Below are 25,785 nucleotides of genomic sequence, written 5' to 3' on the forward strand. Positions count from 1 at the left end.
TCATGCAGACCCGGCCCTCCGACCCGCGCCCCGACCTCGTCGAGGCCTTCTGGACCGAGGCGCGGCTGCGCTCCGGCCTTGTCGGGGAGGAGATCTATCAGGGCTTCTCCTCGTCCGCGGCCCTGCGGCCACCGGCCTGGTCCTTCGGTGACACGAGGGACATGGCCGACGAGCTGTGCGAGCTGGTGCTGGACGGCCGCAAGACGGCGACCTCGTCGCCGAGGTGGGCCTACGAGGAAGCGGACGGAGGCACCGACGGCACCGACGACGCCGGTGAGCCCCTACCCACGGTCGGGTCGGTCACCATCCTCTGCGACGGGTCCGGCGCGCCGCGGGCGTTGCTGCGCACGACCCGCGTCCGGGTGGTGGCGTTCGACGAGGTGGCGGCCGACCACGCGCGCGCCGAGGGTGAGGGTGACCGGTCCTTGGAGGCCTGGCGCCGAGAGCACCAGGCGTTCTTGGAACGTGTCGGCGACGGCGAGCAGCCGTTCAGCCCCACCATGGAGGTCGTGCTGGAGGAGTTCGAGGTGCTCGCCCGCGCGTGACGGCGGTCCGGTCCGCAGGGGGCGGACGGCATACGCCGTATGCCGGGGGTCAGTGCAGCAGATCGGGCAGGACCGTGGTCCCGGTCACGGTGCCGCGCAGCCGCGCGGCCTCGACCGCCTCGTCCGTGCTCATGTCGAAGACCCTCACCAGGTGGTGCTCGGCGAGGGGGAGGATCTCCTGGACCGTGACGTCCCGGCCCAGCTCGTGCGACAGGGACGTCACGCCGGCATCGGCGATCCCGCACGGCACGATGACCTGGGCCCAGGACAGGTCGCAGTTGCCGTTGAGCGCAAAGCCGTGCATGGTCACGTCGCGGCTGACCCGGATCCCGATCGCCCCGATCTTGCGATCGCCGCCGCGTGCGTCCGCCATCACCCACACGCCGCTGCGGCCGGCCACGCGGGCGGTCTCGACGCCGAGGTCGGCGCAGACGCCCATCATCATGTCCTCGAGCCGCCGCACGTGGGCCACGACGTCGCGGTTGCTGGGCAGGTGCACGATCGGGTAGCCGACGAGCTGACCCGGGCCGTGCCAGGTGATCTTGCCGCCGCGGTCCACGTCGACCACCGGGGTGCCGTCCCACGGCCGTTCGTGCGGCTCGGTGCGCTTGCCGGCGGTGTAGACGCGCTGGTGCTCCAGCAGCAGCGTCGTGTCGGGGATCTCACGGGCCACCACCTGCGCGTGGATCTCCCGTTGGTGGTCCCAGGCCTGCTGGTAGTCGACCAGGTCCGGCGCGAAGCCCAGGTGCTCGAAACGCATGCCACCACGATACGACCGGGGCAGGGATGCTCCGTCCACAGCCTTTGAACGTTCATGACCCCACCTGTGGATGACGGAGCGACCCGGACCGCGACAGGCGGCATGGTGGTGGACGAGGGGGACCGGCCTCCTCCCGGCAGGCAGGAGGGCAGCCATGGCCAGGCCCGCGGTTCCCGGGTATGACGTCCAGGCCGTCCTCGGTGGCGGCGCCGCGAGCGTGGTGTGGCGCGCGGAGCGACTGTCCGACCGACGCGCCGTCGCGCTCAAGGTGTCGCGCGAGCCCCTACGGCTGGACGACCCCTGGCAGGCCAAGGGCTGGTCCACGGCACCGCGGGACGCCGAGAGCGTGCTGCGTGAGCTCGACTGGTTGCGGCAGGTCCACCACCCCGGCGTCGTGGAGCTGCTCGACGCCCTGGTCCTCGACGACCAGCGGGTCGTCGTCGTGCTGACTCTCGCGGAGGGCGGCTCGTTGTCCGACCTCGTCCGGTCGCGGGGTCACCTCACACCGTCGGAGGTGGTCTCGGTCCTGCTCGGGCTCGCCACCACGATCCGCGACCTGCACGGGGCCCGTCTGGTGCACGGGGACCTGTCGCCGGGCAACGTCCTGCTCGACGCGGCCGGGCGGCCCCTGGTGGGCGATCTGGGGACCCTCAGCGCCTTCGACGAGGCGGTCGAGGACCCCTGGGGGACGACGGGTTTCGTCGCTCCGGACGTCGTGGCGGGCGGCGAGCCGAGAGCGGCGTCCGATGTCTACTCCCTCGGAGCGCTCGCGTGGTATGCGCTCGTCGGGGAGGCCCGCCCGGCGGCCACCGACCCGCGCGAGCTCGACGCCAGGGTCCCCGACACGCCCGCCGAGCTGCTGGACGTCGTTCGGGCCTGCCTGGCGCCCCGCCCGGACGACCGCCCGGAGGTGGGCGACCTCGTCGACTCCCTGGCCGCGCTCGGCTCGGCCCCCGTGGAGGTCAGCCCGGCCGATCGCCCGGAGGACGTGACCCGGCGGGTGCGCGAGCAGGCCGCCGAGCAGGAGCGTGCGCTCACGCGCGCCCGGGTGCGGGCCCAGCACCTCGAGGAGGCGAGGCGCCGGGCCGCCCGTCCTCGGCTGCTGCTGTCCCGTCGCGCCCTGGCCCTGTCGATCGTCGTGGGGCTGGCCCTCGGCGTGCTGGGCGGCCGCTGGTGGCTGGACCGGCGTGATGCGCAGGCGGCTGCGGCGGCCGCCGCGCGCCCCGCAGCGGTGACAAGCCGCCAAGGGGCGGTCGCGAGCGCCCCGGCGGCGACCAGCGCTGGGACCCGGTCGGGCTCGGCGCCCGCGCCGAGCGCACCGACGTCCACGGGTCAGGGACAGCCTCAGGGACAGGGACACGGACAGGGACAGGGACAGGGACAGGGACAGGGACAGGGTCAGGGGCCGCGACCGGGTCAGGGGCAGGGGCAGGACCCGGTCAGGCCATCGAGTCGGTCCGACGGGGTGCAGACGGATGCTCGCGCCGTGCTCCAAGACCTGTTCGACGCCCGCGCGGCCGCCCTCATGGCCAAGGACGCGGCAGCACTCGGGACCGCCGACGCCGACGGCTCGTGGGCCCGCACGCACGACGACGAGACGATCGGTGAGCTACGACGCCGGGGCCAGAGCCAGCGGGGGCTGCGGTTCGTCGTGCAGCAGGCGCAGGCCGTCTCCAGCGCTGCTGGGTCCGCCACGGTGCGGGCGTCGGTCCGGCTGGGCGACTACACCTGGACGGAGGCCGGTGCCCCACCTCGGACCGCGGCCGGGCACGGGGGGCGCAGCGCCGACTACCACCTGCGGTGGACGGCGCACGGCTGGCGGCTCGACCGTGTCGACGAGCCGGGAGCAGGCGGCCAGAGCGTGGCGTCCGCGTCGCCCCGCACCGGGCCGTGAGCCTGCGAGCTCACGCGTGGCAACCGTGCCGGGCCTGCGGTGGGGGAGATGCGCAACAACGAGCCTGGGGGAGCCATGAGAGTGGCACGCGCCGCGTCCTTCGTCGCCGTCGGAGCCCTGGTCGGGGCGCTGTGGTCGTCCCGGGGGTTCGACGGCCGACATCCGACCTGTCTCAACCTCGTGGGGCCGTTGCTCATGGCCCGCGGCACCGGCGCCGGGCTGTCGCTGGTGGCGGCGATCGCCGCCGTGGCGGGACGCCGCAGCCGGCCCGGGACCGTGGCCCCGCTGACGCGTCCTCGTCAGGGGCGCACCGTCAGGTCGTGCCAGGGGCTCGCCACCTGCCGCACGGCGTCCTCGAGCCGCGCGTGGCGCCATACGAAGCTGGTCTGCTCGAGCACGGCCGGGCGCACCAGCTGGCTGCCGAGGACGTCGTCCGCCAGCTCGCCGAGGGCGAGCCGGAGTGCCGCGGCGGGGGTGGGGACCACAGCCGGACGGTGCAGCGCACGTCCGAGGGCGCGGGCGACCTCGATCTGCCGAGCGCTGCCGGGCGAGACGAGGTTGACGGGGCCGTGGACATCCTCGTCGACGAGGTGCAGGAGGGCTCGCACCTCGTCCTCCATCGAGATCCACGGCCACCACTGACGCCCGCTCCCGATGGGGCCACCCAGGCCCAGGCGAGCCAGCGGGAGGAGCGGGCCGAGCGCGCCGCCGTCCGAGGTCAGCACCAGCCCCGTGCGGGCGAGGGCGACGCGCCGACCCCCGTCCTGCGCGGCGCAGGCCTCGAGCTCCCAGGCCTTGACCACGTCGGCGAGAAAGGTGTGCCCGGGGTCGCTGGCCTCGGTCAGCTCCTCCTCGCCCCGGTCGCTGCCATAGACGCCGACGGCCGACGCATTGATGAGGGGCACCCGCTCGCCGAGCCGGTCGAGGTGCTGGACCAGCGTTCGGGTGGTGTGGACGCGGCTCTCGAGGAGCTCGCGCTTGTATCGCGGCGTCCACCGACGCCCCACCGGCGCCCCGGACAGGTTGACGACCGCGTCGACGGGCTCGACCTGCCCCACGTCCACGTGTCCGGCGGTCGGGTCCCACCGGATCTCGTCGGCGCCCGAGGGCGGGCGACGCACCAGCCGGACCACCTGGTCGCCACGGGCGGCCAGCGCGCTGCGCAGCGCGGTGCCGATCAGGCCACTGGCGCCGCTGACCAGGATTCGTCGTGCCACGGGTGCCTCCCAGGTGCGTCGTGCGGAGATGGCCGCGGGCCGTGACCACCGGTGGTGACCACGGCCCGCAGACCGGATGGCTCAGAGCCCGAGCGAGGACTCGAACCTGCCCTCCTCCAGGCGCGCCTTGAGCGCCGAGAGGAACTTGCCGGCCAGCGCACCGTCGACCGCTCGGTGGTCGTAGGTGAGCACGAGGTACATCATCGACCGCACGGCGATCGCGTCGTTGCCCTCGGCGTCGGTGACGACGGCAGGCCGCTTGACGATCGCGCCCGTGCCGAGGATGCCGACGTTGGGCTGGTTGATGATCGGCGTGTCCAGCAGCGATCCGTTGCTGCCGATGTTGGTGATCGTGAAGGTCGCGCCACCCAGCTCGTCCGGCCCGACCTTGTTGGTGCGGGTGCGGTCGGCGAGGTCGGCGATCTTGCGGGACAGGCCGGCGATGTTGAGGTCGCCGGCGTCCTTGATGACCGGGACGAGCAGGCCGCGCTCGGTGTCGACCGCGATGCCCATGTGCTCGGCGCCGTGGTAGACGAGGCTGTCGCCGTCGATGCTGGAGTTGAGCTGCGGGAACGCCTTGAGAGCCTCGACCGCGGCAAGAGTGATGAACGGCAGGTAGGTGAGCTTGACGCCCTCCCGCTGCTGGAACTCGCCCTTGGCACGGGCCCGCAGCGCCACGACGCGGGTCATGTCGACCTCGACGGTCGCGGTCAGCTGCGCCGAGACGGACAGCGACTCCACCATGCGCTGCGCGATGACCTTGCGTAGGCGCGGCATCTTTTCGGTGGTGCCCCGCTTGGCCGCCGACGCAGGGTCGGCCGTCGGCACCGCCGTGGGCGCGCCACCGCCGGCGGGAGCCGCCGCGGCTGCAGGAGCCGCGGGCGCTGCAGCGGGGGCCGCCTCCGGCTCGGAGGCCTTCTTGGCGGCGTCGAGGACGTCCTGCTTGCGGATCCGGCCACCGACGCCGGTGCCCTTGAGGCTGGACAGGTCGACCCCGTTGTCGGCGGCCAGCTTGCGGACCAGGGGAGTGACGTATGCCGACGCATCCGCATCTCCCGTGGACTCGGCACGAGGCGCTGCGGCCTTCGGCTCGGACGCCTGCTGCGGGGCCACCTGCTGCTTGGACTCCTCCTTGGGAGCCTCCTGCTTGGGCTCCTCCTTGGGAGCCTCCTGCTTGGGTGCCTGCTCCTTCGGCTCCTCGGACGCGGGCTCCTCCTGATTGGCGTCGTCACCGCCGGGGTCCGTGCCGCCCCCGGAAGCCTCGCCACCGATGACCGCCAGCTCGGCGCCGACCTCGGCGGTCTCGTCCTCCTGGACGAGGATCTTGGTGAGCGTGCCGGCGAACGGGGAAGGGATCTCGGTGTCGACCTTGTCCGTGGAGACCTCGAGGAGCGGCTCGTCCACCTCGACGTCGTCGCCCTCGGCCTTGAGCCACCGGGTGATGGTGCCCTCGGTGACGGACTCGCCGAGCGCGGGCATCGTGACCTTGTCACCGCCGGAGACCGAGCCGCCGGAGGCCCCTGCGGAGCCGCCCTGGCCGGAGCCCGAGGTATCGGCGTCGCTCTCGTCCGCCGGCTCCTCCTGCTCGGTGGAGGGAGCCGCCTGGGCGGTCTCCTCGACCGTCTCCTCGGTCTCGGGCTGGGAGGAGTCGGACTGCTTGGCCTGCTCCGCGGCGGAGGTGTCCTCGTCGCCGGAGTCGTCCTTGGCGGGGGCGTCGCCGTCGCCGATCACCGCGAGGTCGGCGCCGACCTCGACCGTCTCGTCCTCCTCCACCAGGATCTCCTGGAGGGTGCCCGCGGCGGGGGAGGGGATCTCGGTGTCGACCTTGTCGGTCGAGACCTCGAGCAGGGGCTCGTCAACCTCGACCGAGTCACCCACGGACTTGAGCCAGCGGGTCACGGTGCCCTCGGTCACCGACTCGCCAAGGGCGGGCATCGTCACGCGTTCAGACATGTGTGAGTTTCTCCTTCGGTGAGCCGTTGACGTTCGATAGCCACCCTACTGCGACAGGGCGCTAGGAGTGCGCGTGGAGCGGCTTGCCGGCGAGAGCCAGGTGGGCCTCGCCGAGCGCCTCGTTCTGGGTGGGGTGCGCGTGGACGAGGGAGGCCACGTCCTCGGGCAGCGCCTCCCAGCCGTAGATCAGCTGGGCCTCACCGACCTGCTCGCCCATGCGGGCGCCGATCATGTGCAGCCCCACGACCGGACCGTCCTTGCGTCGCACGAGCTTGACGAAGCCTTGCGTCCCGAGGATCTGGGACTTGCCGTTGCCGCCGAGGTTGTACTCGGAGCTCTCGACCTCGCCGAAGGCCTCCTCAGCCTGCTCCTCGGTGTAGCCGACGGACGCGATCTCGGGGTCGCAGTAGGTGACGCGCGGGATGCCGCGCTCGTCGATTCGGGCGGGCTCCAGCCCGGCGATCGCCTCGGCGACGTAGATGCCCTGGGCGAACCCGCGGTGCGCCAGCTGCAGGCCCGGCACGATGTCGCCGACCGCCCAGACCCCCGGGACGGACGTGCGGCAGTCCTCGGCCAGCACGTAGCCGCGGTCCGTGGCCACACCGATCTCCTCGTAGCCGAGCCCCTCGGTGACCGGGCCGCGGCCGACGGCCACCAGCAGCAGCTCGGCCTGCAGCTGCTCCCCGCCCTCGAGGGTGACGGTGACCTGGGCGTCCTCCTGCGCGGCGGACTCGAAGCGGGCGCCCGGGCGGACGGCGATCTTGCGCTTGCGGAAGGACCGCTCCAGCTGCTTGGAGATGGCGGGGTCCTCGGCGGCGACGAGACGGGGCAGCGCCTCGACGATCGTCACCTCGGAGCCGAAGCTGCGCAGCGCCGAGGCGAGCTCGACCCCGATGACGCCGCCGCCGAGCACGATGGTGCGCGCCGGCACCTCCTCCAGCCGCAGCGCCTGCTCGCTGGTCATGATCCGGCCACCGATGTCGAGCCCGGGCAGCGACTTGGCGTAGGACCCGGTGGCGAGCACGAGGTTGCGGCCGGTGAGGCGACGTCCGTCCACCTCGACGGTGTCCGGAGCGACGACCCGCCCGGTCCCCTCGACATAGGTGAGCCCGGCCGCCTTGACGAGGCCCTGCAGCCCCTTGTACAGGCGGTTGACCACGCCGTCCTTGTAGGCGTGGACGGCGGGCAGGTCGATCGACTCGAACGTGGCCCGGACCCCGAACTGGGCGCTCTCGCGCGCGGTGTCGGCCACCTCGGCGGCGTGCAGCAGCGCCTTGGTGGGGATGCAGCCGAGGTGCAGACAGGTGCCGCCCAGCTTGGACCTCTCGACCAGGGCCACCGACAGGCCCAGCTCCGCGGCGCGCAGCGCGCAGGCGTAGCCGCCGCTGCCCCCTCCGAGGATGACGATGTCGTAGGTGTCCTGCTGCTGGTCAGCCATGGTGCGCTCCCTTGCGTCTCGGCCGTCGGTGCTCGCGATGGCACCGGGGCGCTCGTGACGCCGCCGAAGCCGCGGTCATCCTCTCACCCGCGCGGCACGCCGGCGCAAGCCCGCCCAGGCTCAGCCGCCGTCGGGCCACGCCCCGCCGCGCCGCCGGCCGCCCACGCTCAGCCGCGGGTCACGAGCCCTCGCCACGGGCCGCAGACGCCGGGGTCCAACCGCCCCGCCCGTGCCTCGGCCTCGAGGAAGGCGCGCTTGGCCATCCCCGCCGTGGACGCGCCCTCGACGGGCGCGGTGCGCGAGGTGCCGTAGAGGCACCAGTACGCGTAGCTCTCGGCGAAGTCCTCGGTGGGGTGGCTTGCCGCGTAGGTCGACACGAACGCCTCGGGGGCGGTGGCGTGGAAGGACCGGAGCTCCTCGGGGAAGGGCCGGCGGTCGGCATACAGGCCTGAGATCCGGCTGCGCTGGGCCGGCGTGTAGGTGCCGGCGTAGAACGCCACGAGGGGGCTCGACGGGTCGGCGCAGGTGCCGGCGTCGTCGATCACCCATGGGCAGCGGGGGTCGCGGGACGGGTGAGTCCGGTCCGGGTAGAGGCTGACGACGTGCCCGACCTCGTGGGCCATGGTGAGCAGCTGCTCGCTCGGCGCGAGGACGGTCGCGAGCGCGAGGCGGTAGCGCCGCGGGTCGGCCGGGTTGGGCTCGAAGAAGCCGGTACGAACCCCACCCTGGCGGGAGGGGTCCTGGAGCACCTCGGGCGGGTAGTCGTACAGGACGACCTGGTCGAGGGCGGCGAGGTGGGCCGCGGGTATGCCGGAGCGCAGGACCTCCCACCGCCACCGGTCGCACCCGTCTGCCGGACCGGCGCCGTCGAGCGCCTGCAACCGCCCCGCTCGCACGGCGTAGACGCGGCGCAGGCGGGCGCCCTGGCCGAGGCTCGCGGGGTCGTCGGTGTATCCCGTCCCGCTCGGCAGGCGCGCGGCGCGTCGTGCTCCTGAGGCGCCCTCGCCCCCGTCCTCGCACGAGGCCGGCAGGGGCCAGGTGAGGTGGCGGACGGCCTGGCCGTCCGCGGCGGTGACCGCGCTCCCCGACCTCGTCGGGCGGACCGGGCCGACCAGGCCGGGCGCCACGACGGGCGCCACGACGGGCGCGACGGCGGGCACGTCCCGAGGGATGTCCGTGCGGCTCCGCCGGGAGGCCACCGGGCCCGGCCGGTCGTCGGCGTGCTGTGTGAGCGCCGCGAGCGTCGGCAGCACCAGGGTCGCCAGCGCGAGGAGTGCCGTTGCCGCGCCCAGGGTGAGGTCACGACGGGCCCGAGGGGCGCGTCGTGGCTGGTGGGAGCGGTGGGGCACAACGGCATCTCACCCCAGCGCAGCCCTCCGTGGCGGGGCCTCGACGGAGCTCGGCACCCGTCCTGCCGATCACTATCGCGCACAGGGACGGCGCCCGTCACGAGAGTGATCGGGCGCCGTCCCTTTGGGTGATGGGGCGCGTCAGCGCCCGTGGAGTCGTCCTCAGTCGGCGCTGAGCACCTCGGCGAGACGGACCAGCGTGGCGACGCCGAAGCCGGTGCCGCCCTTGGGCGCGACCCCGCGAGGGGCCTGCTCGTTGAAGGACGGGCCCGCGATGTCGACGTGCGCCCACGGGATGGGGTGTCCGTCTGCCTGGGGGACGAACTCCTTGAGGAACAGCCCGGCGGTCAGCATGCCTCCGGCCGGACCCGCCTTGTGGGCGATGTCGGCCACCTCGGTCTCGAGCCCCTTGCGGTAGGCCGCGGGCAGGGGCATGGGCCACAGGTCCTCGCCCATGTCGTCGCCGGCGCTGCACACGCGGGTGCGGAAGTCGTCGTCGTTGCCCATGACGGCGGCCACCTCGTGCCCGAGGGCGACGACCTGGGCGCCGGTGAGGGTTGCGATGTCGACGATCGTGTCCGGCCCCTCCTCACCGGCCGCGCACATCGCGTCACCAAGGACCATGCGTCCCTCGGCGTCGGTGTTGAGGATCTCGACGGTCATGCCGTTGCGCATGGTCACGACGTCGGAGGCGCGCTGGGCGGTGCCCGACGGCATGTTCTCGGCGAGGCCGAGCCAGCCGGTGACCTGAATCGGCAGGCCCAGCTCCGCGATCGCGAGGACGGCGCCGGCGACGGCGGCCGCGCCCGCCATGTCGGACTTCATGGTGGCCATGTTGTTGGCGGGCTTGATGTCGAGACCGCCGGAGTCGAAGGTCATGCCCTTGCCGACGAGGGCCAGGTGGTGCGTGGCCTTGGCCGGCTTGTAGGACATCGACACGAGCCGGGGCGCGTGCGCCGAGCCCTGGCCGACGCCCAGGATCCCGCCGAAACCGCCCTTGGCGAGGGCCTTCTCGTCGAGCACCTTGATCTTGACCTTCGAGGCGGTGGCGCGCTCGCGCACGCTGTCGACGAAGGTCTGCGGGTAGAGCAGGTTGGGGGCGGTGTTGACGAGGTCGCGGGCGTAGCCCACGGCCTCGGCGACCGCGGCGGCCCGCTTCACGGCGGCCTTGACGGCGGAGTCGCGCCCACGGTCGGTCACGACGGTCACGGTCTCGACGACGGTGGGCGGGGTGGACGTGCCGCGCTGGGCCGTGAACCGGTAGGCCCCGAGGGCAGCGCCCTCGGCGACGGCGCCGACGGCCGTGGCAGAGCTGCCCGGGAACGCGACGGCCACCGTGCCGGCGTCCTTGATGGCGCGGGTGGCGGTCGCGGCCGCACGGCGCAGGGCGTTCTCGTCGACGAGCTTCTTCTTGGCGGGCTCGGGGCCGAGGCCCGCGAGCACCACGCGGGGTGCCTTGACCCCGGGCACGGCGGGCAGCACCACCGTGGAGTCGGCGGCGCCGGTGAAGCCCAGGGTGGGCAGGGCCCCGGCGAGGTAGGTCGTCGTGGCCTCGGGGAGGCCGGACGGGAGGACGGGTGACGCGTCGCCGCCGAAGGCGCCGACGACGAGGACGTCGACGGCGAGGTCTGCGGCGGAGCGCGCGGTGACGGTGAGCGAGGTCACGACAGCTCCTGGGTGGCGGAAGTGCGGATGGCGGTTGGTGCGGCCCGGGGAGGCCTTCCGGACAACCTAGCCTCCCGGCGCGATGCGTGCCCAGCGGCCCCTTGTAGTGTCGGCCCCATGACGGAAACTTCAATGAGGAAGTCCCCCCTCCACGAGAGGCATGTCGCGCTCGGCGCCAAGATGGCCGACTTCGGCGGCTGGGAGATGCCGATCGAGTACCCCGGCGGCGGCGTGATCCGCGAGCACACCGCGGTCCGCGAACGCGTCGGCATCTTTGACGTCTCGCACCTGGGCAAGGCCAGGGTCTCCGGCAAGGGCGCCGCCGACTTCTGCAACGCCTGCTTCACCAACGACCTGCGCAAGGTCGAGCCGCCCAAGGCGCAGTACACCATGTGCTGCGACGAGCAGACCGGTGGCGTCGTCGACGACCTGATCCAGTACGTCAAGAGCGACGACGAGGTCTTCCTCATCCCCAACGCCGCCAACACGACCGAGGTCGTGCGCCGCATGCGGGACAGGCTGCCCGACGGCCTGGAGCTGACCAACCTGCATGAGGAGTACGGCGTGATCGCGGTCCAGGGCCCGCGCTCCGAGGACGTGGTCAAGACCTTGGGGCTGCCGACCGACCTGGAGTACATGTCCTTCGCCGAGGCGGAGTGGAACGGCCGCCCGGTCATCGTGTGCCGCACCGGCTACACGGGGGAGAAGGGCTACGAGCTGCTGCCGACCTGGGACAACACCCCGGCCGTGTGGGACGCGCTCGTCGAGGCGATGCAGCCCTACGACGGCCTGCCGTGCGGGCTCGGTGCGCGGGACACGCTGCGCACGGAGATGGGCTATGCGCTGCACGGTCACGAGCTGTCGATGGACATCACCCCCAACATGGCCCGCGCGGGGTGGGCGGTCGGCTGGGGCAAGGAGGAGTTCTGGGGCAAGGAGGTGCTCGCGGCGCAGAAGGCCGCCAAGGAGTGCCGCCTGTCCTGGGGCCTGCTGGTCACCGGCAAGGGGATCCCGCGCAAGGACTGCGTGATCAAGGACGCGGACGGTCGCGAGATCGGTGTCGTCACCTCCGGGACCATGTCGCCGACCCTCAAGCGGGGCATCGCGCTGTGCCTGCTGGACCGTGGCGCTGCGGAGGGCGACGAGGTCGTCGTCGACGTGCGCGGCCGCGCGGTGGCGGCCACCGTCACCAAGCCGCCCTTCGTCCAGGGTGGTGCCGCGAGCTGATCGGCATACGGCACCTGAGAGGGTCTCCTGCCGTATGGCGACAGGCCCTCGCAGCGTGTCGCCGCGCGGTGCCCCGGCCGGACCGTCGCGCAGGCACCCGCCGCGGTCGTTAGCGTGGCGGCGTGCTGCGTGGCTACCTGCTCGTCCTGATCTCCGCCGTCGGCTTCGGGGTCAATCCGCTGCTCGCGACGGCGGCATACCGCGCGGGCGTCGGCGTGCCGACGGTCCTGCTCTACCGCTTCGCCGTGGCGGCGGCGGTGCTGTGGGCCCTGTGCGCGAGCCGGGGGGTGGTGCGTCCGCTCAGCCGCTGCGCCGTCGCCGGGCTGACCATCGCCGCACTCGCGTACGTCCTGCAGGCCGCGACCTACTTCTACGCGGTCCAGCAGATCTCGGCGGGACTAGCGGCCCTGCTGCTCTACCTCTACCCCTGCCTCGTGGCGCTGGTGACGGCGCTGGTCGCCCGCGTGTTCCCGTCGCGCGCCGTGGTGCTGTCGCTGGTGCTGTCCTTCGCCGGGATCGGTCTCGCGCTCGGGCGCGTGAGCGGTGCGGGCAGCCTCCCGGGGGTGCTGGCGGGGGTGGCGACGGCCCTGTGCTACACGGCCTACGTGCTGCTGACCGACCACCTTGGTGCCACCGTCCCGCCGCTGCCGGCCAGCGCCTGGGTGTGCACCCTCGCGACCGGGTTCGTCATGGTGGTGACGTCCGTGACCGGGACCTTTGACCCCGCGCAGGCTCTGCGAGCACCCTGGGCGGTAGCCGGGGTGGGCCTCGCCGGTGGGGCTCTGGCGATCGCGACCTTCTTTGCCGGGGTGGCCGTGGTGGGCGCGACGCAGGCGTCGATCGTGTCCACCGTCGAGCCGATCATCTCGGTGGTGGGCTCGGCGCTGCTGCTGGGCGCGGCGATGACGGGGTCGCAGTGGGTCGGCGCGGCGACGGTGCTCGCGGGGTCAGCGGTCGCGGTGCTCGCCCATGCCCGGCAGGACGACGTGGTGGAGGAGGTTGCCATGGAGGGCACGCAGGTGCACGGGCGGCCACGCCGCGCACCGCAGGGGTGAGGCCGGGTCAGACCAGCAGCGAGGCCGCCACCAGCGACAGGGTGAGCGACACCTCGATCGCCGCTCCGAGGACGTCGCCGGTGATGCCCCCGAGGCGCCGCACGGCACGCTCCACCACGAGCCAGCAGCCCACGAGTCCTGCTGCGGCACAAGGGACGACGTGCCACCAGCCCGCCGGCGTGGCGGCCGCGCCCAGCAGGCCCGCCCCCGCCAGCAGCACCGCCAGGGCCGCCCCTGCCTGCCACGGCGCGACGCTGCCGGCGACCATGGCCCCGAGCCCGCCCGGGCGGGCGCTCGGCACGCCCCGCAGGCAGCCCCAGGCGAGCACGTGCCGACTCACGACGAGGGCGACGGCACCGAGCGCGACGCCGTGCCAGGACGAGGCGAGCGCCCCGAGGCTCGCGGCCTGCAGCAGCAGGCACAGCGCGATGGCGGTGGCCCCGGAGGGGCCGACGTCGCCGGTCCGCATCACCGCGAGGGCGCGGTCGCGGTCATAGCTCGACGACAGCCCGTCGGCGTAGTCCGCGAGCCCGTCCTGGTGCATCGCCCGCGTGAGCAGCACGAGCAGGGCCACCGCGACGGCCCCGGTGACCAGGGGCGGCGCGGCCGCCCATCGCGCCACGAGAGCGCAGCCGACCCACGCCGCGAGCAGGGGCAGCGTGGCGAGCGGGGCGAGGAGCATGGCGACGCCGGCGACGGGTCGGTCGACGCGACGAGGTGGCGGCACAGGCACCGCGGAGAGCATCCCCCAGGCGAGGCGCAAACCGTCGGCCCACCGGCCCGAGCCGGTCCCGCCCACGGCAGGGGGGTCGCCGTCCGTCCCGCCCACGGCAGGGGCGTCGCCGTCTGTCCCGCTCACGGCACCACCGGCGCCGTCGACAGGTCGAGGACCCGCCCGGCGACCACGAGCGCGACCCGGTCCGCGACGGCCGACACGTCGGCGTTGACGCGCCCCAGCTCGTCGCGGAACATCCGTCCCGAGGCGTGCTCGGGCACGACGCCCCACCCGACCTCGTTGGTGACGAGGACGACGTCGACCCGGGCGGCGCAGAGAGCGCCGACGAGTCCTTCGCGCGCCCGGCCCACCTCCTCGGCCGCGGCCACCGGGTCGTCCCAGGCGCCGGCGTCGTCCACGAGCCGGGTCACCCAGGTGCCGAGGCAGTCGATCAGCACCGGCGAGCTCGACGAGCACACGACGGCGGCGAGGTCGGACGACTCGACCGTGGCCCAGCAACCAGGCCGACGCTCCCGGTGCGCGGCGACCCGCCGTGCCCACTCGCCGTCGCCGCCGAGGGGCACGAGGCCGGGGGCCACGTAGGCGGCGGGCCGGGAGGCGGGGACGAGGCTCTCGGCATACCGGCTCTTGCCGGACCGGACCCCGCCGGTGACGAGGGTGATCATGCTGCCTCCTGCGGGACGCTGACGTCCCTGTCGACGAAGGTGGGCGACGCGTCGAAGCGGGCGCGCCGGACCGCCCGCCGCAGGACGCGGTCGACGGCGGGCCCGGCCCACCACACGAGCACGGCGGTGAGCAGGCCGCGGGGCAGGTCCCAGCCGAGCGAGGTGAGGACGTAGAAGGTGGCGTAGTGCGCCGCATTGGTCGCGAGGTCCCCGCCCGGCACGAAGCCGGCGCCCTCGGGGGCCATGGAGGTCGCGAGGAAGGGCCAGAACCAGAGGTTCATGACGAGGCCGTAGCCCAGGCCGGCCAGCAGGCCGTAGACCGCGAGCAGGCCCCGGCGGCCGAGCCTCCCCAGCCGGGCCGTCGGCAGCAGCCCCGCGCCCAGCGCGACCCAGCCCGCCGTGATCATCTGGAACGGCACCCAGGGACCGATCGTGCCGGTGAGCAGGCCGCCGGTGAGCAGCGCGAGCGCCCCGACGACGAAGCCGGCGCCCGGGCCGAGCACCGCGCCGGCCATGACCAGCAGGAAGAACATCGGCTCCAGCCCGGCCGTGCCCGCGGAGAGGACCCGGAGTCCGCCCCCGGCGGCGCACAGGACCCCCATGACCGCCACCGTCTTGGCGTCGAGGCCGTCGGCGGTGACCTCGGCCAGGCAGACCAGCGCGAGCAGCCCGAGGAGGGCGGCAAAGACCCAGGGCGCGTCGTGCGCGTGCGCGAGCACTGCAGGCGAGGTGGTGACGAACGGCCACAGGAAGGCCGCGGCGCACACGAGGCTGACGAGCAGCAGCGTGAGGGCCGAGGTGGGGCGCATCCGCAGGTTCATGGGCGGCCTCGTACGACGCCCGCGCGGGTCACCAGGTCCGTGGCCGCCGGGACCGTGAGCACCGGCAGGGGGTGCAGGACCTTGGCCACCTGCGGCGCGAACGCCGTGGAGGCCGAGAGCACCTCGTCGGCGGGACCGTCGGCCACGACCTCGCCCTCCGCGAGCAGCACGACGCGGTCGGCGACGTCCGCGGCGAGCTCCACGTCGTGGGTGGCGAGGACGACGGCGCGCCCCTCGGCGGCCAGCTGGTCCAGGACGTCGACGAGGCGGGCCTTGGCCGTGTAGTCCAGCCCGCGGGTCGGCTCGTCCAGCAGGACGACCCGGGGTGCGCCGGTGAGCACCACGGCGAGGGCGAGCAGCAGGCGCTGCCCCTCGGACAGGTCACGCGGGTGGCGGCCGTCCAGGTCGGCGGGCCCGGTCGGCCCCAGCAGGCGTGACAGCAGGGCCCGGCAGGTCCCCACGACCACCCCGAAGTCGTCGTCGGCCGCGTGGCACTCCCGCGCGACGGTGTCGGCGTGCAGGAGGGAGCCCGCGTCCTGGGGGACCAGACCGACGTGGCACACGAGCTCGCGCGCCCGGGTGGAGCCCGGGTCGACGCCGTCCACGCGGACCTGGCCACGCGACGGCCGCAGGGTGCCGGTGAGCACGCGGAGCAGTGTGGACTTGCCGACACCGTTGCGACCCATGAGGGCGACCACCTGGCCTGCGCGGGCGTCGAGGTCGACGCCCCCGAGCACCGGCTGGCCGTCCCGGACGACGGCGAGGCCGTCGACGGCGACGCAGGGCGCGCCGGGCTCCCGACGACCGGTGCCGGCGCGGCGCGCCGTGACAGGGCGCGCCGCGACAGGGGGCGCCGCGGCGAGTCGGTCGCGCAGCGGCCGCACGGCACGACGGGCGTCACGCACCGACAGGGGCAGCGGCGACCAGCCGAGGGCCCGGCCCAGCCCGACGACGGGCGGGTGCACGGTGGAGCGGGCCATCGCCGCCGCGGGGGGCAGCACGTCAGAGCAGGTCGCCCCCTGCAGGAGCACGATGCCGTCGGCGTGGTGCACGACCCGCTCGAGGCGGTGCTCGGCGACCACGACGGTCATGCCGACGTCGTGCACCAGCCGGGTGATCGACGACAGGACGTCCTCGGCGGCCACGGGGTCGAGCGCGGAGGTGGGCTCGTCGAGTACCAGGATGCGGGGGCCGGCCGCCAGCACGGCGCCGATGGCGACGCGTTGCTGCTGCCCGCCGGACAGGCTGCGCAGCCCTCGGTCGCGCAGGTCGGCGAGGCCGAGCAGGTCGAGGGTCTCCTCGACGCGGCGCCGCATCGCGGTGGGCGACAGCCCGATGGCCTCCATGCCGTAGGCCAGCTCGTCCTCCACCGTGTCGGTGACGAAGGACGCGGCGGGGTCCTGGACCACCATCGCGACGACGTCGGCGAGGTCGCGTGGCCGGTGGGTGCGGGTGTCGCGTCCGGCGACCTGCACCCGCCCGGAGACTGCCCCGCCGCTGAAGTGGGGGACCAGTCCGTCGAGGCTGCGCAGGAGCGTCGACTTGCCGGACCCCGTCTCGCCGACGACGAGCACCAGCTCACCCTCGTCGACGTGCAGGTCGGCGTCCTGCAGCGCCGGTCGGGCCGCTCCGTCGTAGGTCACCGTCCAGCCCTCGACCTGGATCACGCCGCGACCTCCCGTCGCTGTCGCTGCGCCGTTCGCCGCGCGGCGGCGGCGTCCCGGGCGGCCGGGCGAGGCAGGGGAGGGGCGGCGACGGCGGCGAGCGCCGCGCCGACGATGGCGACGAGCGCCGGGACGACGAGCGGCGGAGGGGTGAGCGGGACGGCCTGCAGGGTGAGCCCCGGCACCTGCCGGGCCGCGAGCGTCACCAGGGTCAGGGCCGGTATGCCGCCCGCCAGCGTCACGCCCCACTCGGGCCATCCCCAGGGGTCGCGGCGGTAGCGGGTGCGGGTGTCGTGGCGGGCTCCGAGGACCAGGGCGAGGGTGCTGACCAGCACGCCGAGGACGAGCAGCGGCCACCCGAGGGGCGACCCGGCGGAGCCGTCCAGGAGGGCGTACACCCCGGCGACCAGGCCGAGCAGGCCCGCGACGGTGACGGCGCCGGACCAGCGCCGTGCCCCGCCCTCGCGGGGGTGGCGGCCGTAGCCGCGGGCCTCCATCGACGCGGCCAGGTCGAGCGAGCGGTCGAAGGCCGCCTCCAGGACGGGCACCAGGGTGCGGGCCAGCTCGCGCGGGCCGCGCCCGTCGTGGCCCCGCAGGCGGCGGGCGGTGCGCACGGCGCGGGCGTCGACGACCATGCGCGGGGTGAAGGACAGGGCGACGACCACGGCGGTCCCGACGTCGTAGAGGGTGGCCGGGACGTAGCGCAGGAGGCGCCGCGGGGAGGCCAGGGCGTTGGCGGCTCCGATGGCGGCCAGCATCGCGGCGAGCTGCAGGCCCTGCCAGAGCGCGGCCAGGACGCCCTCGAGCGTCACCGGGCCGCCGAGACGCAGGCTGCCCGCCGCCTCGGGGAGCGGCACGCGGGGCAGGGTGACGAGCACGACCTGGCCCGTCGCGCCCCCGCCCACGAGGATCGACAGGCCGACCCGCAGCGCGACGGCGACCAGCCCCAGGGCGAGGAACATCGTCAGGGGTGCGTCCGCGTGCGGGTCCTCGCGCAGCGCGACGACGAGGATCGCGACCGCGACGACGGCGAGCAGCAGCAGCGGGTTGTCGGTCCGGGACGCGGCCGTCGCGAGCCCCAGGGCCCACAGCCACCACGCCACGGGATGGACCCGTCGCGGCACGCGTGCTCGACCGGACGTCACGAGGTCCGTCAGCGCCCGTCCGTGCGGCGGCGTCGGGCCATGGCCCAGGCCGCGGCGGCGAGCAGTGCTAGGACGGCGAGTACGCCGACGACATACGCGGTCGTGCTGGAGGACGAGCTCGAGGACGAGGCTGCGGCGGCGGAGGAGGAGGCGGCCGCGCCCGAGGTGGCGGCTGAGGACGAGGCCGAGCGGACGTCGATGGTCACCGGCTGGTCAGCGGCCCTGGCGGCGGCCGGCACGTCCGCGACGGTGTCGCTGCAGCCGCTCGCCGGGTAGCCGTCGATGCCGCACACCATGGCCTTGTCCACGCGGGGCTTGGCCGCCGCCGCCAGGACCTGCGCACCCGTGGCCGCCGTGGGGACGCTCACGCAGGTGGCGTAGGGGGGCGGCACAGCGGTGCCGGGCTCCCGCGCGTCGGCCTCGCGCCCGAAGTCCACGACCACGCCCACGCGCTTGCTCCCGGAGACGGCCGGGGTCGAGCCGCAGGCCTGGTCGAAGGTCACGACCGCGCGCGGCAGCCGCGGGGTGCTCGTGTCGCCCAGGGCGAAGCGGTAGCCCTCGACCGACCCGTCGGCCGGCGTCGTGCCGTCGGGCCCCTTGGTCGCGAAGCCCCACGTGCCGTTCGTCAGCTGGTAGTAGCCCCAGAAGCGGTAGGCGTCCGCCGCGTGGGCGGGCGCCGCGAGGGCGATCGTCGACACGAACGCCGACAACAGCGTCGCCAGGAACAGGGCGAGCACCGCGGTGATCGGCGTGACGACGTTCCCATCCGCCCTGCGGGGACGGCCAGCACGAGAGATGGAGCGGGACGTGGAGGACACGGGCGACCTTCCTTGGCGGGCGTGGGCCGCCTCGGAACTGCCCGGGACGAGCTCCACCCGCATGCCACGGCGGATAGACGGAGCCGACGCGCAGGACGGGCGGTCCGGCTGCTCCAGGCCACGGATGGCGCCAGGAGGTCACGGTTGCGGGTCAGCGCCGGAGTCTCACCGGCTTCCCCGCCCTGCGGTGTTCGGTGCCCGCAGCCTACCAACGGGAACCCTGGCCCGGCCCCGGGGGTTGGTAGGGGTGGACCGGCAACGACCAGGGTCGCGACAGGGTGGACCCTGGTCGGATCGGGCTCCGCCGGCCCGGATCGGCGAGTAGGTTCGAGTCAGTGGCCGGCCCGCCAGGGCCGCCGACACCAGGATCCAGGGGGACACCAGGATGGACACGCGCAGCAGGATCATCGCCGGCCTCGTCGCCGCGCCGCTCGCGATCGGGACGCTCGCCGCCTGCGGGGCAGGCACGACCGGCAGCGACGCCAAGGCGGCCGCGGCGGTCGGGTCGGACGCCAAGGGAGCGTTCTTCTCCGCCTACGACAAGACCGGTGACAGCAAGCGCCAGCGCGTCACGACCAAGCTCGAGGCGAGCCCGGACACGATCATCAAGCTCGCGTCGAGCATGGGCAGCGGCAGCGGCAGCGGGGGCTCCACCAGGACGCCGAGCGTCTCGCCCAAGATCGCCCAGCTGATCTCCGGGTCGTCCATCGTCGTCGACATGCAGTCGACGGGGGCGGCGCTCAAGGACGAGACCGACCCGACCAAGATCAACACCTCGATGTCCTGGAAGACGGACTCGGACCTGTTCAACCTCAGGACCGCCGCGCAGGACACCTTCGTCAAGCTCGACCTGGCCAAGATCGCCGACCAGACCGGCGCGTTCTCCATGGCCGACGTGCAGGGCGCGCTCGGGCAGGCGCCGAGCTGGATCAAGGACGCCGTCAACGGCAAGTGGGTGGGCTTCGACAAGGGCACCGTGGAGCAGCTGGCGAAGTCCAGCGGCGGCGCCGCCGCCACGACCAACCCGACCCAGCTCACGCCGGACCAGACCAAGCAGCTGACCGCCGCCGTCAAGAGCAACCTCGACACCAACGGCACGTTCACGAGCGAGGGCGACACGGTCAAGGTGCAGGTCAAGATCCAGCCGTTCCTGACCCAGATGTTCCAGGACGGCAAGCGGATCGCGCCCAAGCAGTTCACCGACCAGATGGTCAAGGACGCCACCAAGAGCCTCGCCGAGCTCAAGGCCGGCTCGGTCCTGGCCTTCGACGCCACGATCGCCGACGGTCGCTTCACCGCCGTCAAGGGCGACGTGATGCAGGTCCTGAGCTGGTTCGACGAGACCAAGGCCGAGGACGCCAAGAGCAAGAAGGAGCTGCAGGACCTCAAGGCCAAGAACCTGCACCTGACCCTGGTGTCCCAGATCTCCGAGCTCGACCGTGACCTGACCAAGCCCGAGGGCGCCCGCATGGTCACCAAGGCCGAGCTGGAGCAGCTCGGTGGCATGGGTGGCTCGATGGGGAAGCCCTCGTCCGGCTCGGGCTCGGGCTCGGCGGTGCCCTCGGCCCAGCCCGCCGGCTGACCAGGTCCACGCCTCACAGACCGCAGCAAGCACCGCAGCACCAGTGCGAGAGCCCGTCCCCGGCCAGGGGCGGGCTCTCGGCATACCCGCCCGTCCGGTCGGGAGGACGACCTGGGCACGGTGGCAGGATCGCGCCCATGAGTGAACTGATCCTGGGGGTGGGCACCCGGTCCGGCGCCCCCGTCGACGAGCTCGTCGCGCTGGTCGACGGGCTGGTCGAGGACCAGCAGGTCGACGGGCTGGTCGAGGGGCTCGACGAAGGACGGTTCGACGAGCAGGTCGACGGTCCCGCCGACGGCGACGCGGTCGTCCCCCGCGACACGGTGGCCGCCGTCGTGACCTCCACCCGCAAGCGGACGGAGCCTGCCGTCGTCGAGCTGGCGAGGCATCTCGGCGTGCCCCTGCAGACCTACGACGACGAGACGCTCGCGTCCCAGCAGGTCGCGGCGCCCAGCGAGGTCGTGCGTCGCCACGTGGGCGTGCCCAGCGTCGCCGAGGCGGCGGTGCTGGCGGCCGGCGGCGCGGTCGTCGCCCGGGCCCGGTCGGCGACCGCGACGGTGGTCCTCGGACGCCTGCCCGGAGCCGCCCTGACGCCCTGAGCGACTCCCCTGGCCAGTGGCCCGGGCAGCCTCACGAGGTGGATAGGGTGTGCGGGTGCAGTGGCTGGAGCGTGTCGGACCGCGGGCGGGGGGCCTGGTCCTGGGGTATGCCGCAGACCTCGTCCTCGCCGACCCACGCCGGGCCCACCCGGTGGCGGCCTTCGGCGGGGCGGCGGCCCGGCTGGAGCGCCTGACCTATCGGGAGGCCCGCTCGGCGGGGACCCTGCACGTCGCCCTGCTCGTCGGCGCGGTGACGGGCGCGGGGGGCCTGGTGGAGCGCGGCCTGCGTGACCGGCCGCTGGCCCGGACGGCGGCCACCGCGGTCGCCACCTGGGTCGTCCTCGGCGGCACCAGCCTGGCGCGCGAGGGCGACGCCATGGCGCGGCTCCTCGACGCCGACGACCTGCCCGGTGCGCGAGACCGCCTGAGCCACCTCTGCTCCCGCGACCCGGACGGCCTGGCCGCGGACGAGCTGGCCCGGGCCGCCACCGAGTCCTTGGCCGAGAACACCTCCGACGCCGTCGTCGCCCCGCTGCTGTGGGGCGGGCTGCTGGGCGTGCCGGGCCTGCTCGGCTACCGCGCGATCAACACCCTCGACGCGATGATCGGCTACCGCAACCGGCGCTATCGCGAGTTCGGCTGGGCCGCAGCCAGGCTCGACGACCTCGTCAACCTGGCGCCGGCCCGCGCGTGCGCCGCGCTGACCGTGGCGCTGGCCCCGCGGCACGGCGGCGACCGGGCCGAGGCCCTGCGCGCGTGGCGCGAGGACGCCCCCCACCACCCGAGCCCCAACGCCGGTCCCGTCGAGGCGACCTTCGCCGGGGCCCTGGACGTGCGGCTCGGGGGGGCCAATCGCTACGACGACGAGGTGGAGGACCGCGGCACGCTGGGTCGCGGACGTGCGGTCGTCACCGCGGACCTGGCTCGGGCCGTGCGTCTCTCGCGGACCATCGGCGCGGCGGCCCTGGCCGTGGCGGCGATCGTCGGAGCGGTGGCGGACGGCATACGACCGGCCCGAGGACCCGTCGGCCCGGCGCACCGCCTCGCCGAGCGCGGGGACGGGACCACCACGACAACGGCGACAACAACGACGACGACAATGACAACAACGACGACAACGACGACGACGACGGGCGGGCAGGCATGACCAGGGGGCTGCTCGTCGCCGGGACGACGTCCGACGCGGGCAAGTCGCTCGTCACCGCGGGCATCTGCCGCTGGCTGGCCCGCGAGGGGGTGCGCGTCGCGCCGTTCAAGGCGCAGAACATGTCCAACAACTCGATGGTCTGCCCCGACGGCGCCGAGATCGGGCGGGCCCAGTGGGTGCAGGCCCTCGCGTGCGGCGTCACGCCCGAGGCCGCGATGAATCCCGTGCTCCTCAAGCCCGGCTCGGACCGCCGCAGCCACGTCGTGCTGCTCGGGCAGCCGTGGGGCGAGCTGCAGGCGGGGGAGTGGGCGACCGGCCGGCGGGCCCTGGCGGACGCCGCGTTCGAGGCCTACCGCGACCTCGCGTCGCGCCACGACGTCGTCATCGCCGAGGGTGCCGGGTCGCCCGCCGAGATCAACCTGCGGTCCGGGGACTACGTCAACCTCGGGCTCGCGCGCGCCGTCGGCCTGCCCGTCGTGGTGGTCGGGGACATCGACCGCGGCGGCGTGCTGGCCGCGTTCTACGGCACCCTCGGGATCCTGGACCCGGAGGACCAGGCGTGCATCAAGGCCTGGATCGTCAACAAGTTCCGCGGCGACCTCGGGCTGCTCGAGCCCGGCCTGCGCATGCTCGAGGAGCGCACCGGAGGCCGGCCCGTGCTGGGCGTCGTCCCCTACCTGCGGGACGTGTGGCTCGACTCCGAGGACGCCCTGGCCATCTCCGGCTGGTCACGCGCCGACGCCGTCTCGTCCGCCGAGCCGCGAGAACCCTTGAGGGTGGCGGTGATCCGGCTCCCCCGCGTCAGCAACGCCACGGACGTGGACGCCCTGGCCATCGAGCCCGGCGTGCAGGTCGAGGTGACCACGGACCCGGCGGTCGTGGCCGCCGCCGACCTCACGGTCCTGCCGGGCTCGCGCGCCACACAGAGCGACCTCGCCTGGCTGCGCTCGCGCGGGCTCGACCGCGCCGTCGTCGAGCGCGCCCGGGCCGGGCGTCCGGTTCTCGGGATCTGCGGTGGCTACCAGATGCTCGCCGAGCAGGTGCACGACCCGTATGCCGTCGAGAGCCCCGCTGCCGCAACGGTGCCCGGGCTCGGGCTGCTGCCGACGCGGGTGACCTTCGCGCGGGAGAAGCGCCTCGGGACGCCGACCGGGCAGTGGCACGGGCACCGGGTGACGGCCTACCTCATCCACCACGGCGTGAGCGAGCGCACCGACGCGCCGGCGTCCGAGCGGTATGCCCAGACCGTCCCCTTCCTCGACGGGTGGCAGCGCGGCTCGGTGTGGGGGACCACCTGGCACGGAGCCTTCGAGAACGACGGCTTCCGGCGCGGCTTCCTGCAGGTGGTGGCCGAGCGGACCCGGCCGGCGTGGCGGCCCGAGCCCGGCGCATCGGCCTTCGCCGAGCAGAGGACCGCGATGCTCGACCGGTTGGCCGACGCCGTCGCCGACCACCTGGACACCCGCGCGCTGAAGGAGCTGATCGGACTGTGAGCGCACCCGTGGTGGTCGTCGGCATCGGCGCGGACGGGTGGGCCGGCCTTGCCGACCGCGCCCGCGCCGCCGTCAGCGGCGCCGACGTCCTCGTGGGCAGCCCGCGCCAGACCGACCTCGTCGTCGGCCACCACCGAGCGCGGGTCGAGCCGTTGCCGGTGCCCCTGCGCGAGGGCCTGCGCCCGCTGCTCGACGGGCTGGGCGACGACGTCCGGGTCGTGGTGCTCGCGAGCGGAGACCCCATGCACCATGGCATCGGGCGCACCCTGGCCGAGCTGCTGGGCCCCGACAGGGTCGACGTGATCGGGGCGCCGTCATCGTTGTCCCTGGCCTGCGCCCGCCTCGGCTGGGGTCTCGAGGACGTCGACGTGGTGTCCGCCGTGGGCCGCCCCCTCGAGCGCCTCGCCGTGGTGGCGCACCCGGGCCGCCGCGTCCTCGTGCTGTCCCGAGATGCCTTGACCCCCAAGGCCGTCGCCACGTTGCTGACCGAGCACGGCCTGGGGGACAGCCTGCTGTGGGTGCTCTCGGACCTCGGCGGCCCGGCCGAGCGGGTCGTCGAGGGCGTCGCCGCGTCGTGGGACGCCGACCCCGGCAGCCCGCTCAACATCGTGGCGGTGCAGTGCCTCTCGTCATACGACTCGTCGGTGGGGCTCGTGCCGGGGCTCGCCGACGAGCTCTACGAGACCGACGGGCAGCTCACCAAGCAGCACGTGCGCGCCGCCACTCTGGCGGCGCTGCGCCCGGCGCCGGGGGAGCTCCTGTGGGACATCGGTGGTGGGTCCGGCAGCATCGGCATCGAGTGGCTGCGGGCGCACCCGACGTGCCGCGCCGTCACGGTCGAGCCCCGCCCCGACCGGGTCAAGCGGATCCGCCGCAACGCCGAGCGGCTCGGCGTGCCCGGCCTGCAGGTCGTCGAGGGTCTGGCGCCTGGCGCGCTGGCCGGGCTGTCGCGGCCGGACGCCGTCTTCGTCGGGGGCGGGCTGACCGCCGACGGTCTCGTGCCGGCCGTCCTGGACGCCCTGCGCCCGGGTGGCCGACTCGTCGCCAACACCGTGACCTTGGACTCGGAGGCGTTGCTGTTCACCATGTTTCGTCGGTATGGCGGCTCGCTCACCCGCCTCGAGGTGTCGCACGCCGACGCGGTGGGGGGCTTCACGTCGTGGAGCCCCGCGCGCCCGGTCACGCAGTGGTCCGTCGTCCGACCCGAGGAGCTGCCCGCATGACCGTCCACTTCATCGGCGCTGGTCCCGGGGCGGCCGACCTGATCACCGTGCGCGGTCTGCGGCTGCTGCAGGCGTGCCCCGTCGTGCTCTACGCCGGGGCGCTGGTCCCGGACGAGCTGCTCGCCGAGTGCCGCGCCGACGCCCGCCTGGTCGACACCGCGCACCTGGACCTCGACCAGATCATGGCCGAGATCGTCGCCGCCCACGAGGCGGGCCACGACGTGGCGCGGCTGCAGTCGGGGGACCTGTCGGTCTTCTCGGCGGTCGCGGAGCAGGTGCGCCGGCTGGAGGCGGCGGGGATCGACTACGTCCTGGTGCCGGGGGTGCCGGCCTTCGCCGCCGCGGCGGCCGCTCTGGGCCGCGAGCTCACCGTCCCCACCGTCGGGCAGACGATCATCCTGACGCGCCTGGCCCGCAACGCCTCCGCGATGCCCGAGCACGAGACCATCGCCACCCTCGGCCGGTCCCGTGCCCTGATGGCCCTGCACCTCGCCACGCATCTCGCGGACGAGGTGGTGGCCGAGCTGGCCCCGCACTACGGGCTCGACTGTCCCGCAGCGGTGGTCGCGATGGCGAGCCGGCCCGAGCAGGTCGTGTGGCGCGGTACCCTCGGCGAGCTCGGTGACGCGGTGCGCGACCACGGGCTGCGACGGACCGCCATCATCCTGGTCGGGCAGGTGCTCGCGGCGTCGGAGTTCCGCGACTCGCACCTCTACTCTCGCGAGCGGGACCGGCACGACTGCGCCCTGCCCCCGCCCATCGCCCCCCGCTGAGCGCCGGGGCGGCAGG

At 74.3% G+C, this 25,785-nt stretch carries 22 protein-coding genes; 10 read left to right on the forward strand and 12 right to left on the reverse strand.

Annotated elements, in window-relative coordinates; all coding sequences use genetic code 11:
• Positions 1-2 precede the first annotated feature (2 nt).
• The gene (locus tag GGG17_RS12690; protein WP_154594074.1) at positions 3-545 is read left to right on the forward strand and encodes an ASCH domain-containing protein; all 543 of its coding nucleotides are present in this window, start codon (positions 3-5) and stop codon (positions 543-545) included.
• Positions 546-594: 49 nt separating this feature from the next.
• Here GGG17_RS12690 and lipB read toward each other — a convergent pair whose 3' ends face one another.
• On the reverse strand, positions 595-1,305 hold the full coding sequence (gene lipB, locus GGG17_RS12695) for a lipoyl(octanoyl) transferase LipB (protein ID WP_154594075.1): 711 nt from the start codon (positions 1,303-1,305) through the stop codon (positions 595-597).
• A 154-nt stretch (positions 1,306-1,459) separates the two neighbouring features.
• Here lipB and GGG17_RS12700 point away from each other — a divergent pair, with 154 nt between their 5' ends.
• Entirely contained in the window at positions 1,460-3,199 is a 1,740-nt protein-coding gene (locus tag GGG17_RS12700; protein WP_195849232.1) for a serine/threonine-protein kinase, read from the forward strand.
• 299 nt (positions 3,200-3,498) lie between these two features.
• Here GGG17_RS12700 and GGG17_RS12705 read toward each other — a convergent pair whose 3' ends face one another.
• The 5 genes from GGG17_RS12705 to GGG17_RS12725 form a co-directional block, all read right to left on the reverse strand.
• A complete protein-coding gene (locus GGG17_RS12705; protein ID WP_311966663.1) occupies positions 3,499-4,416 on the reverse strand; it encodes a TIGR01777 family oxidoreductase in 918 nt (305 codons plus the stop codon).
• Positions 4,417-4,497: 81 nt separating this feature from the next.
• Positions 4,498-6,369, reverse strand: a complete 1,872-nt coding sequence (gene sucB, locus GGG17_RS12710) for a 2-oxoglutarate dehydrogenase, E2 component, dihydrolipoamide succinyltransferase (protein ID WP_154594077.1) — start codon at positions 6,367-6,369, stop codon at positions 4,498-4,500.
• A 61-nt stretch (positions 6,370-6,430) separates the two neighbouring features.
• Complete coding sequence (gene lpdA, locus GGG17_RS12715) at positions 6,431-7,807, reverse strand: dihydrolipoyl dehydrogenase (RefSeq protein ID WP_154594078.1); 1,377 nt, start codon at positions 7,805-7,807, stop codon at positions 6,431-6,433.
• A gap of 167 nt (positions 7,808-7,974) precedes the next feature.
• Entirely contained in the window at positions 7,975-9,156 is a 1,182-nt protein-coding gene (locus GGG17_RS17245; protein ID WP_154594079.1) for a putative zinc-binding metallopeptidase, read from the reverse strand.
• A gap of 162 nt (positions 9,157-9,318) precedes the next feature.
• Positions 9,319-10,821 (reverse strand): leucyl aminopeptidase, encoded by a 1,503-nt coding sequence (locus GGG17_RS12725; protein WP_311966664.1) that lies wholly within the window; start codon positions 10,819-10,821, stop codon positions 9,319-9,321.
• Between the two features lie 117 nt (positions 10,822-10,938).
• Here GGG17_RS12725 and gcvT point away from each other — a divergent pair, with 117 nt between their 5' ends.
• On the forward strand, positions 10,939-12,048 hold the full coding sequence (gene gcvT, locus GGG17_RS12730; protein WP_154594080.1) for a glycine cleavage system aminomethyltransferase GcvT: 1,110 nt from the start codon (positions 10,939-10,941) through the stop codon (positions 12,046-12,048).
• A gap of 122 nt (positions 12,049-12,170) precedes the next feature.
• On the forward strand, positions 12,171-13,103 hold the full coding sequence (locus GGG17_RS12735; RefSeq protein ID WP_154594081.1) for a DMT family transporter: 933 nt from the start codon (positions 12,171-12,173) through the stop codon (positions 13,101-13,103).
• Between the two features lie 7 nt (positions 13,104-13,110).
• On the opposite strand, the gene GGG17_RS12740 is transcribed toward GGG17_RS12735, so the two are convergent.
• The 6 genes from GGG17_RS12740 to GGG17_RS12765 are packed head-to-tail and all read right to left on the reverse strand — an operon-like array spanning position 13,111 to position 18,952.
• Positions 13,111-13,962: an adenosylcobinamide-GDP ribazoletransferase gene (locus GGG17_RS12740; protein WP_311966665.1), complete on the reverse strand. Its 852-nt coding sequence runs from the start codon at positions 13,960-13,962 to the stop codon at positions 13,111-13,113.
• The gene (locus GGG17_RS12745) at positions 13,959-14,504 is read right to left on the reverse strand and encodes a bifunctional adenosylcobinamide kinase/adenosylcobinamide-phosphate guanylyltransferase (protein WP_154594082.1); all 546 of its coding nucleotides are present in this window, start codon (positions 14,502-14,504) and stop codon (positions 13,959-13,961) included. Before GGG17_RS12745 ends, GGG17_RS12740 begins: the two co-directional genes overlap by 4 nt.
• Complete coding sequence (locus tag GGG17_RS12750) at positions 14,501-15,325, reverse strand: ECF transporter S component (RefSeq protein ID WP_154594083.1); 825 nt, start codon at positions 15,323-15,325, stop codon at positions 14,501-14,503. Before GGG17_RS12750 ends, GGG17_RS12745 begins: the two co-directional genes overlap by 4 nt.
• A complete protein-coding gene (locus GGG17_RS12755; protein WP_311966666.1) occupies positions 15,322-16,992 on the reverse strand; it encodes an ABC transporter ATP-binding protein in 1,671 nt (556 codons plus the stop codon). The genes GGG17_RS12750 and GGG17_RS12755 overlap by 4 nt, the downstream gene beginning before the upstream one ends.
• The gene (locus tag GGG17_RS16630) at positions 16,989-18,113 is read right to left on the reverse strand and encodes an energy-coupling factor transporter transmembrane component T (protein WP_154594085.1); all 1,125 of its coding nucleotides are present in this window, start codon (positions 18,111-18,113) and stop codon (positions 16,989-16,991) included. Before GGG17_RS16630 ends, GGG17_RS12755 begins: the two co-directional genes overlap by 4 nt.
• A 29-nt stretch (positions 18,114-18,142) precedes the next feature.
• Entirely contained in the window at positions 18,143-18,952 is an 810-nt protein-coding gene (locus GGG17_RS12765; RefSeq protein WP_154594086.1) for an SCO2322 family protein, read from the reverse strand.
• Between the two features lie 385 nt (positions 18,953-19,337).
• Between GGG17_RS12765 and GGG17_RS12770 the strand changes: the two genes are divergently transcribed.
• From GGG17_RS12770 to cobM, 6 genes are all read left to right on the forward strand, one after another.
• Positions 19,338-20,534, forward strand: coding sequence for a hypothetical protein (locus GGG17_RS12770; RefSeq protein WP_154594087.1), 1,197 nt, complete (start codon positions 19,338-19,340; stop codon positions 20,532-20,534).
• A 137-nt stretch (positions 20,535-20,671) separates the two neighbouring features.
• Positions 20,672-21,133 carry a cobalamin biosynthesis protein gene (locus GGG17_RS12775; RefSeq protein WP_154594088.1) on the forward strand — a complete coding sequence of 154 codons (462 nt, stop codon included), beginning with the start codon at positions 20,672-20,674 and terminating at the stop codon, positions 21,131-21,133.
• A 55-nt stretch (positions 21,134-21,188) separates the two neighbouring features.
• Positions 21,189-22,280, forward strand: a complete 1,092-nt coding sequence (locus tag GGG17_RS12780) for a cobalamin biosynthesis protein (RefSeq protein ID WP_311966667.1) — start codon at positions 21,189-21,191, stop codon at positions 22,278-22,280.
• Entirely contained in the window at positions 22,277-23,773 is a 1,497-nt protein-coding gene (locus GGG17_RS12785; protein ID WP_154594089.1) for a cobyric acid synthase, read from the forward strand. Before GGG17_RS12780 ends, GGG17_RS12785 begins: the two co-directional genes overlap by 4 nt.
• Positions 23,770-24,996 carry a precorrin-6y C5,15-methyltransferase (decarboxylating) subunit CbiE gene (gene cbiE / locus GGG17_RS16970; RefSeq protein ID WP_311966668.1) on the forward strand — a complete coding sequence of 409 codons (1,227 nt, stop codon included), beginning with the start codon at positions 23,770-23,772 and terminating at the stop codon, positions 24,994-24,996. The genes GGG17_RS12785 and cbiE overlap by 4 nt, the downstream gene beginning before the upstream one ends.
• On the forward strand, positions 24,993-25,769 hold the full coding sequence (gene cobM / locus GGG17_RS12795) for a precorrin-4 C(11)-methyltransferase (protein ID WP_154594090.1): 777 nt from the start codon (positions 24,993-24,995) through the stop codon (positions 25,767-25,769). Before cbiE ends, cobM begins: the two co-directional genes overlap by 4 nt.
• Positions 25,770-25,785 lie beyond the last annotated feature (16 nt).

Source organism: Arsenicicoccus cauae, from assembly GCF_009707125.1.
GTDB lineage: Bacteria > Actinomycetota > Actinomycetes > Actinomycetales > Dermatophilaceae > Arsenicicoccus > Arsenicicoccus cauae.

Bases quoted from the DNA above. Each gene is read 5' to 3' on its own strand.
- GGG17_RS12690 (WP_154594074.1), top strand. From the start codon at position 3: ATGCAGACCCGGCCCTCCGACCCGCGCCCCGACCTCGTCGAGGCCTTC.
- lipB (WP_154594075.1), bottom strand. From the start codon at position 1,305: ATGCGTTTCGAGCACCTGGGCTTCGCGCCGGACCTGGTCGACTACCAG.
- GGG17_RS12700 (WP_195849232.1), top strand. From the start codon at position 1,460: ATGGCCAGGCCCGCGGTTCCCGGGTATGACGTCCAGGCCGTCCTCGGT.
- sucB (WP_154594077.1), bottom strand. From the start codon at position 6,369: ATGTCTGAACGCGTGACGATGCCCGCCCTTGGCGAGTCGGTGACCGAG.
- lpdA (WP_154594078.1), bottom strand. From the start codon at position 7,807: ATGGCTGACCAGCAGCAGGACACCTACGACATCGTCATCCTCGGAGGG.
- gcvT (WP_154594080.1), top strand. From the start codon at position 10,939: ATGACGGAAACTTCAATGAGGAAGTCCCCCCTCCACGAGAGGCATGTC.
- GGG17_RS12745 (WP_154594082.1), bottom strand. From the start codon at position 14,504: ATGATCACCCTCGTCACCGGCGGGGTCCGGTCCGGCAAGAGCCGGTAT.
- GGG17_RS12750 (WP_154594083.1), bottom strand. From the start codon at position 15,325: ATGAACCTGCGGATGCGCCCCACCTCGGCCCTCACGCTGCTGCTCGTC.
- GGG17_RS12770 (WP_154594087.1), top strand. From the start codon at position 19,338: ATGGACACGCGCAGCAGGATCATCGCCGGCCTCGTCGCCGCGCCGCTC.
- GGG17_RS12775 (WP_154594088.1), top strand. From the start codon at position 20,672: ATGAGTGAACTGATCCTGGGGGTGGGCACCCGGTCCGGCGCCCCCGTC.
- GGG17_RS12785 (WP_154594089.1), top strand. From the start codon at position 22,277: ATGACCAGGGGGCTGCTCGTCGCCGGGACGACGTCCGACGCGGGCAAG.
- cobM (WP_154594090.1), top strand. From the start codon at position 24,993: ATGACCGTCCACTTCATCGGCGCTGGTCCCGGGGCGGCCGACCTGATC.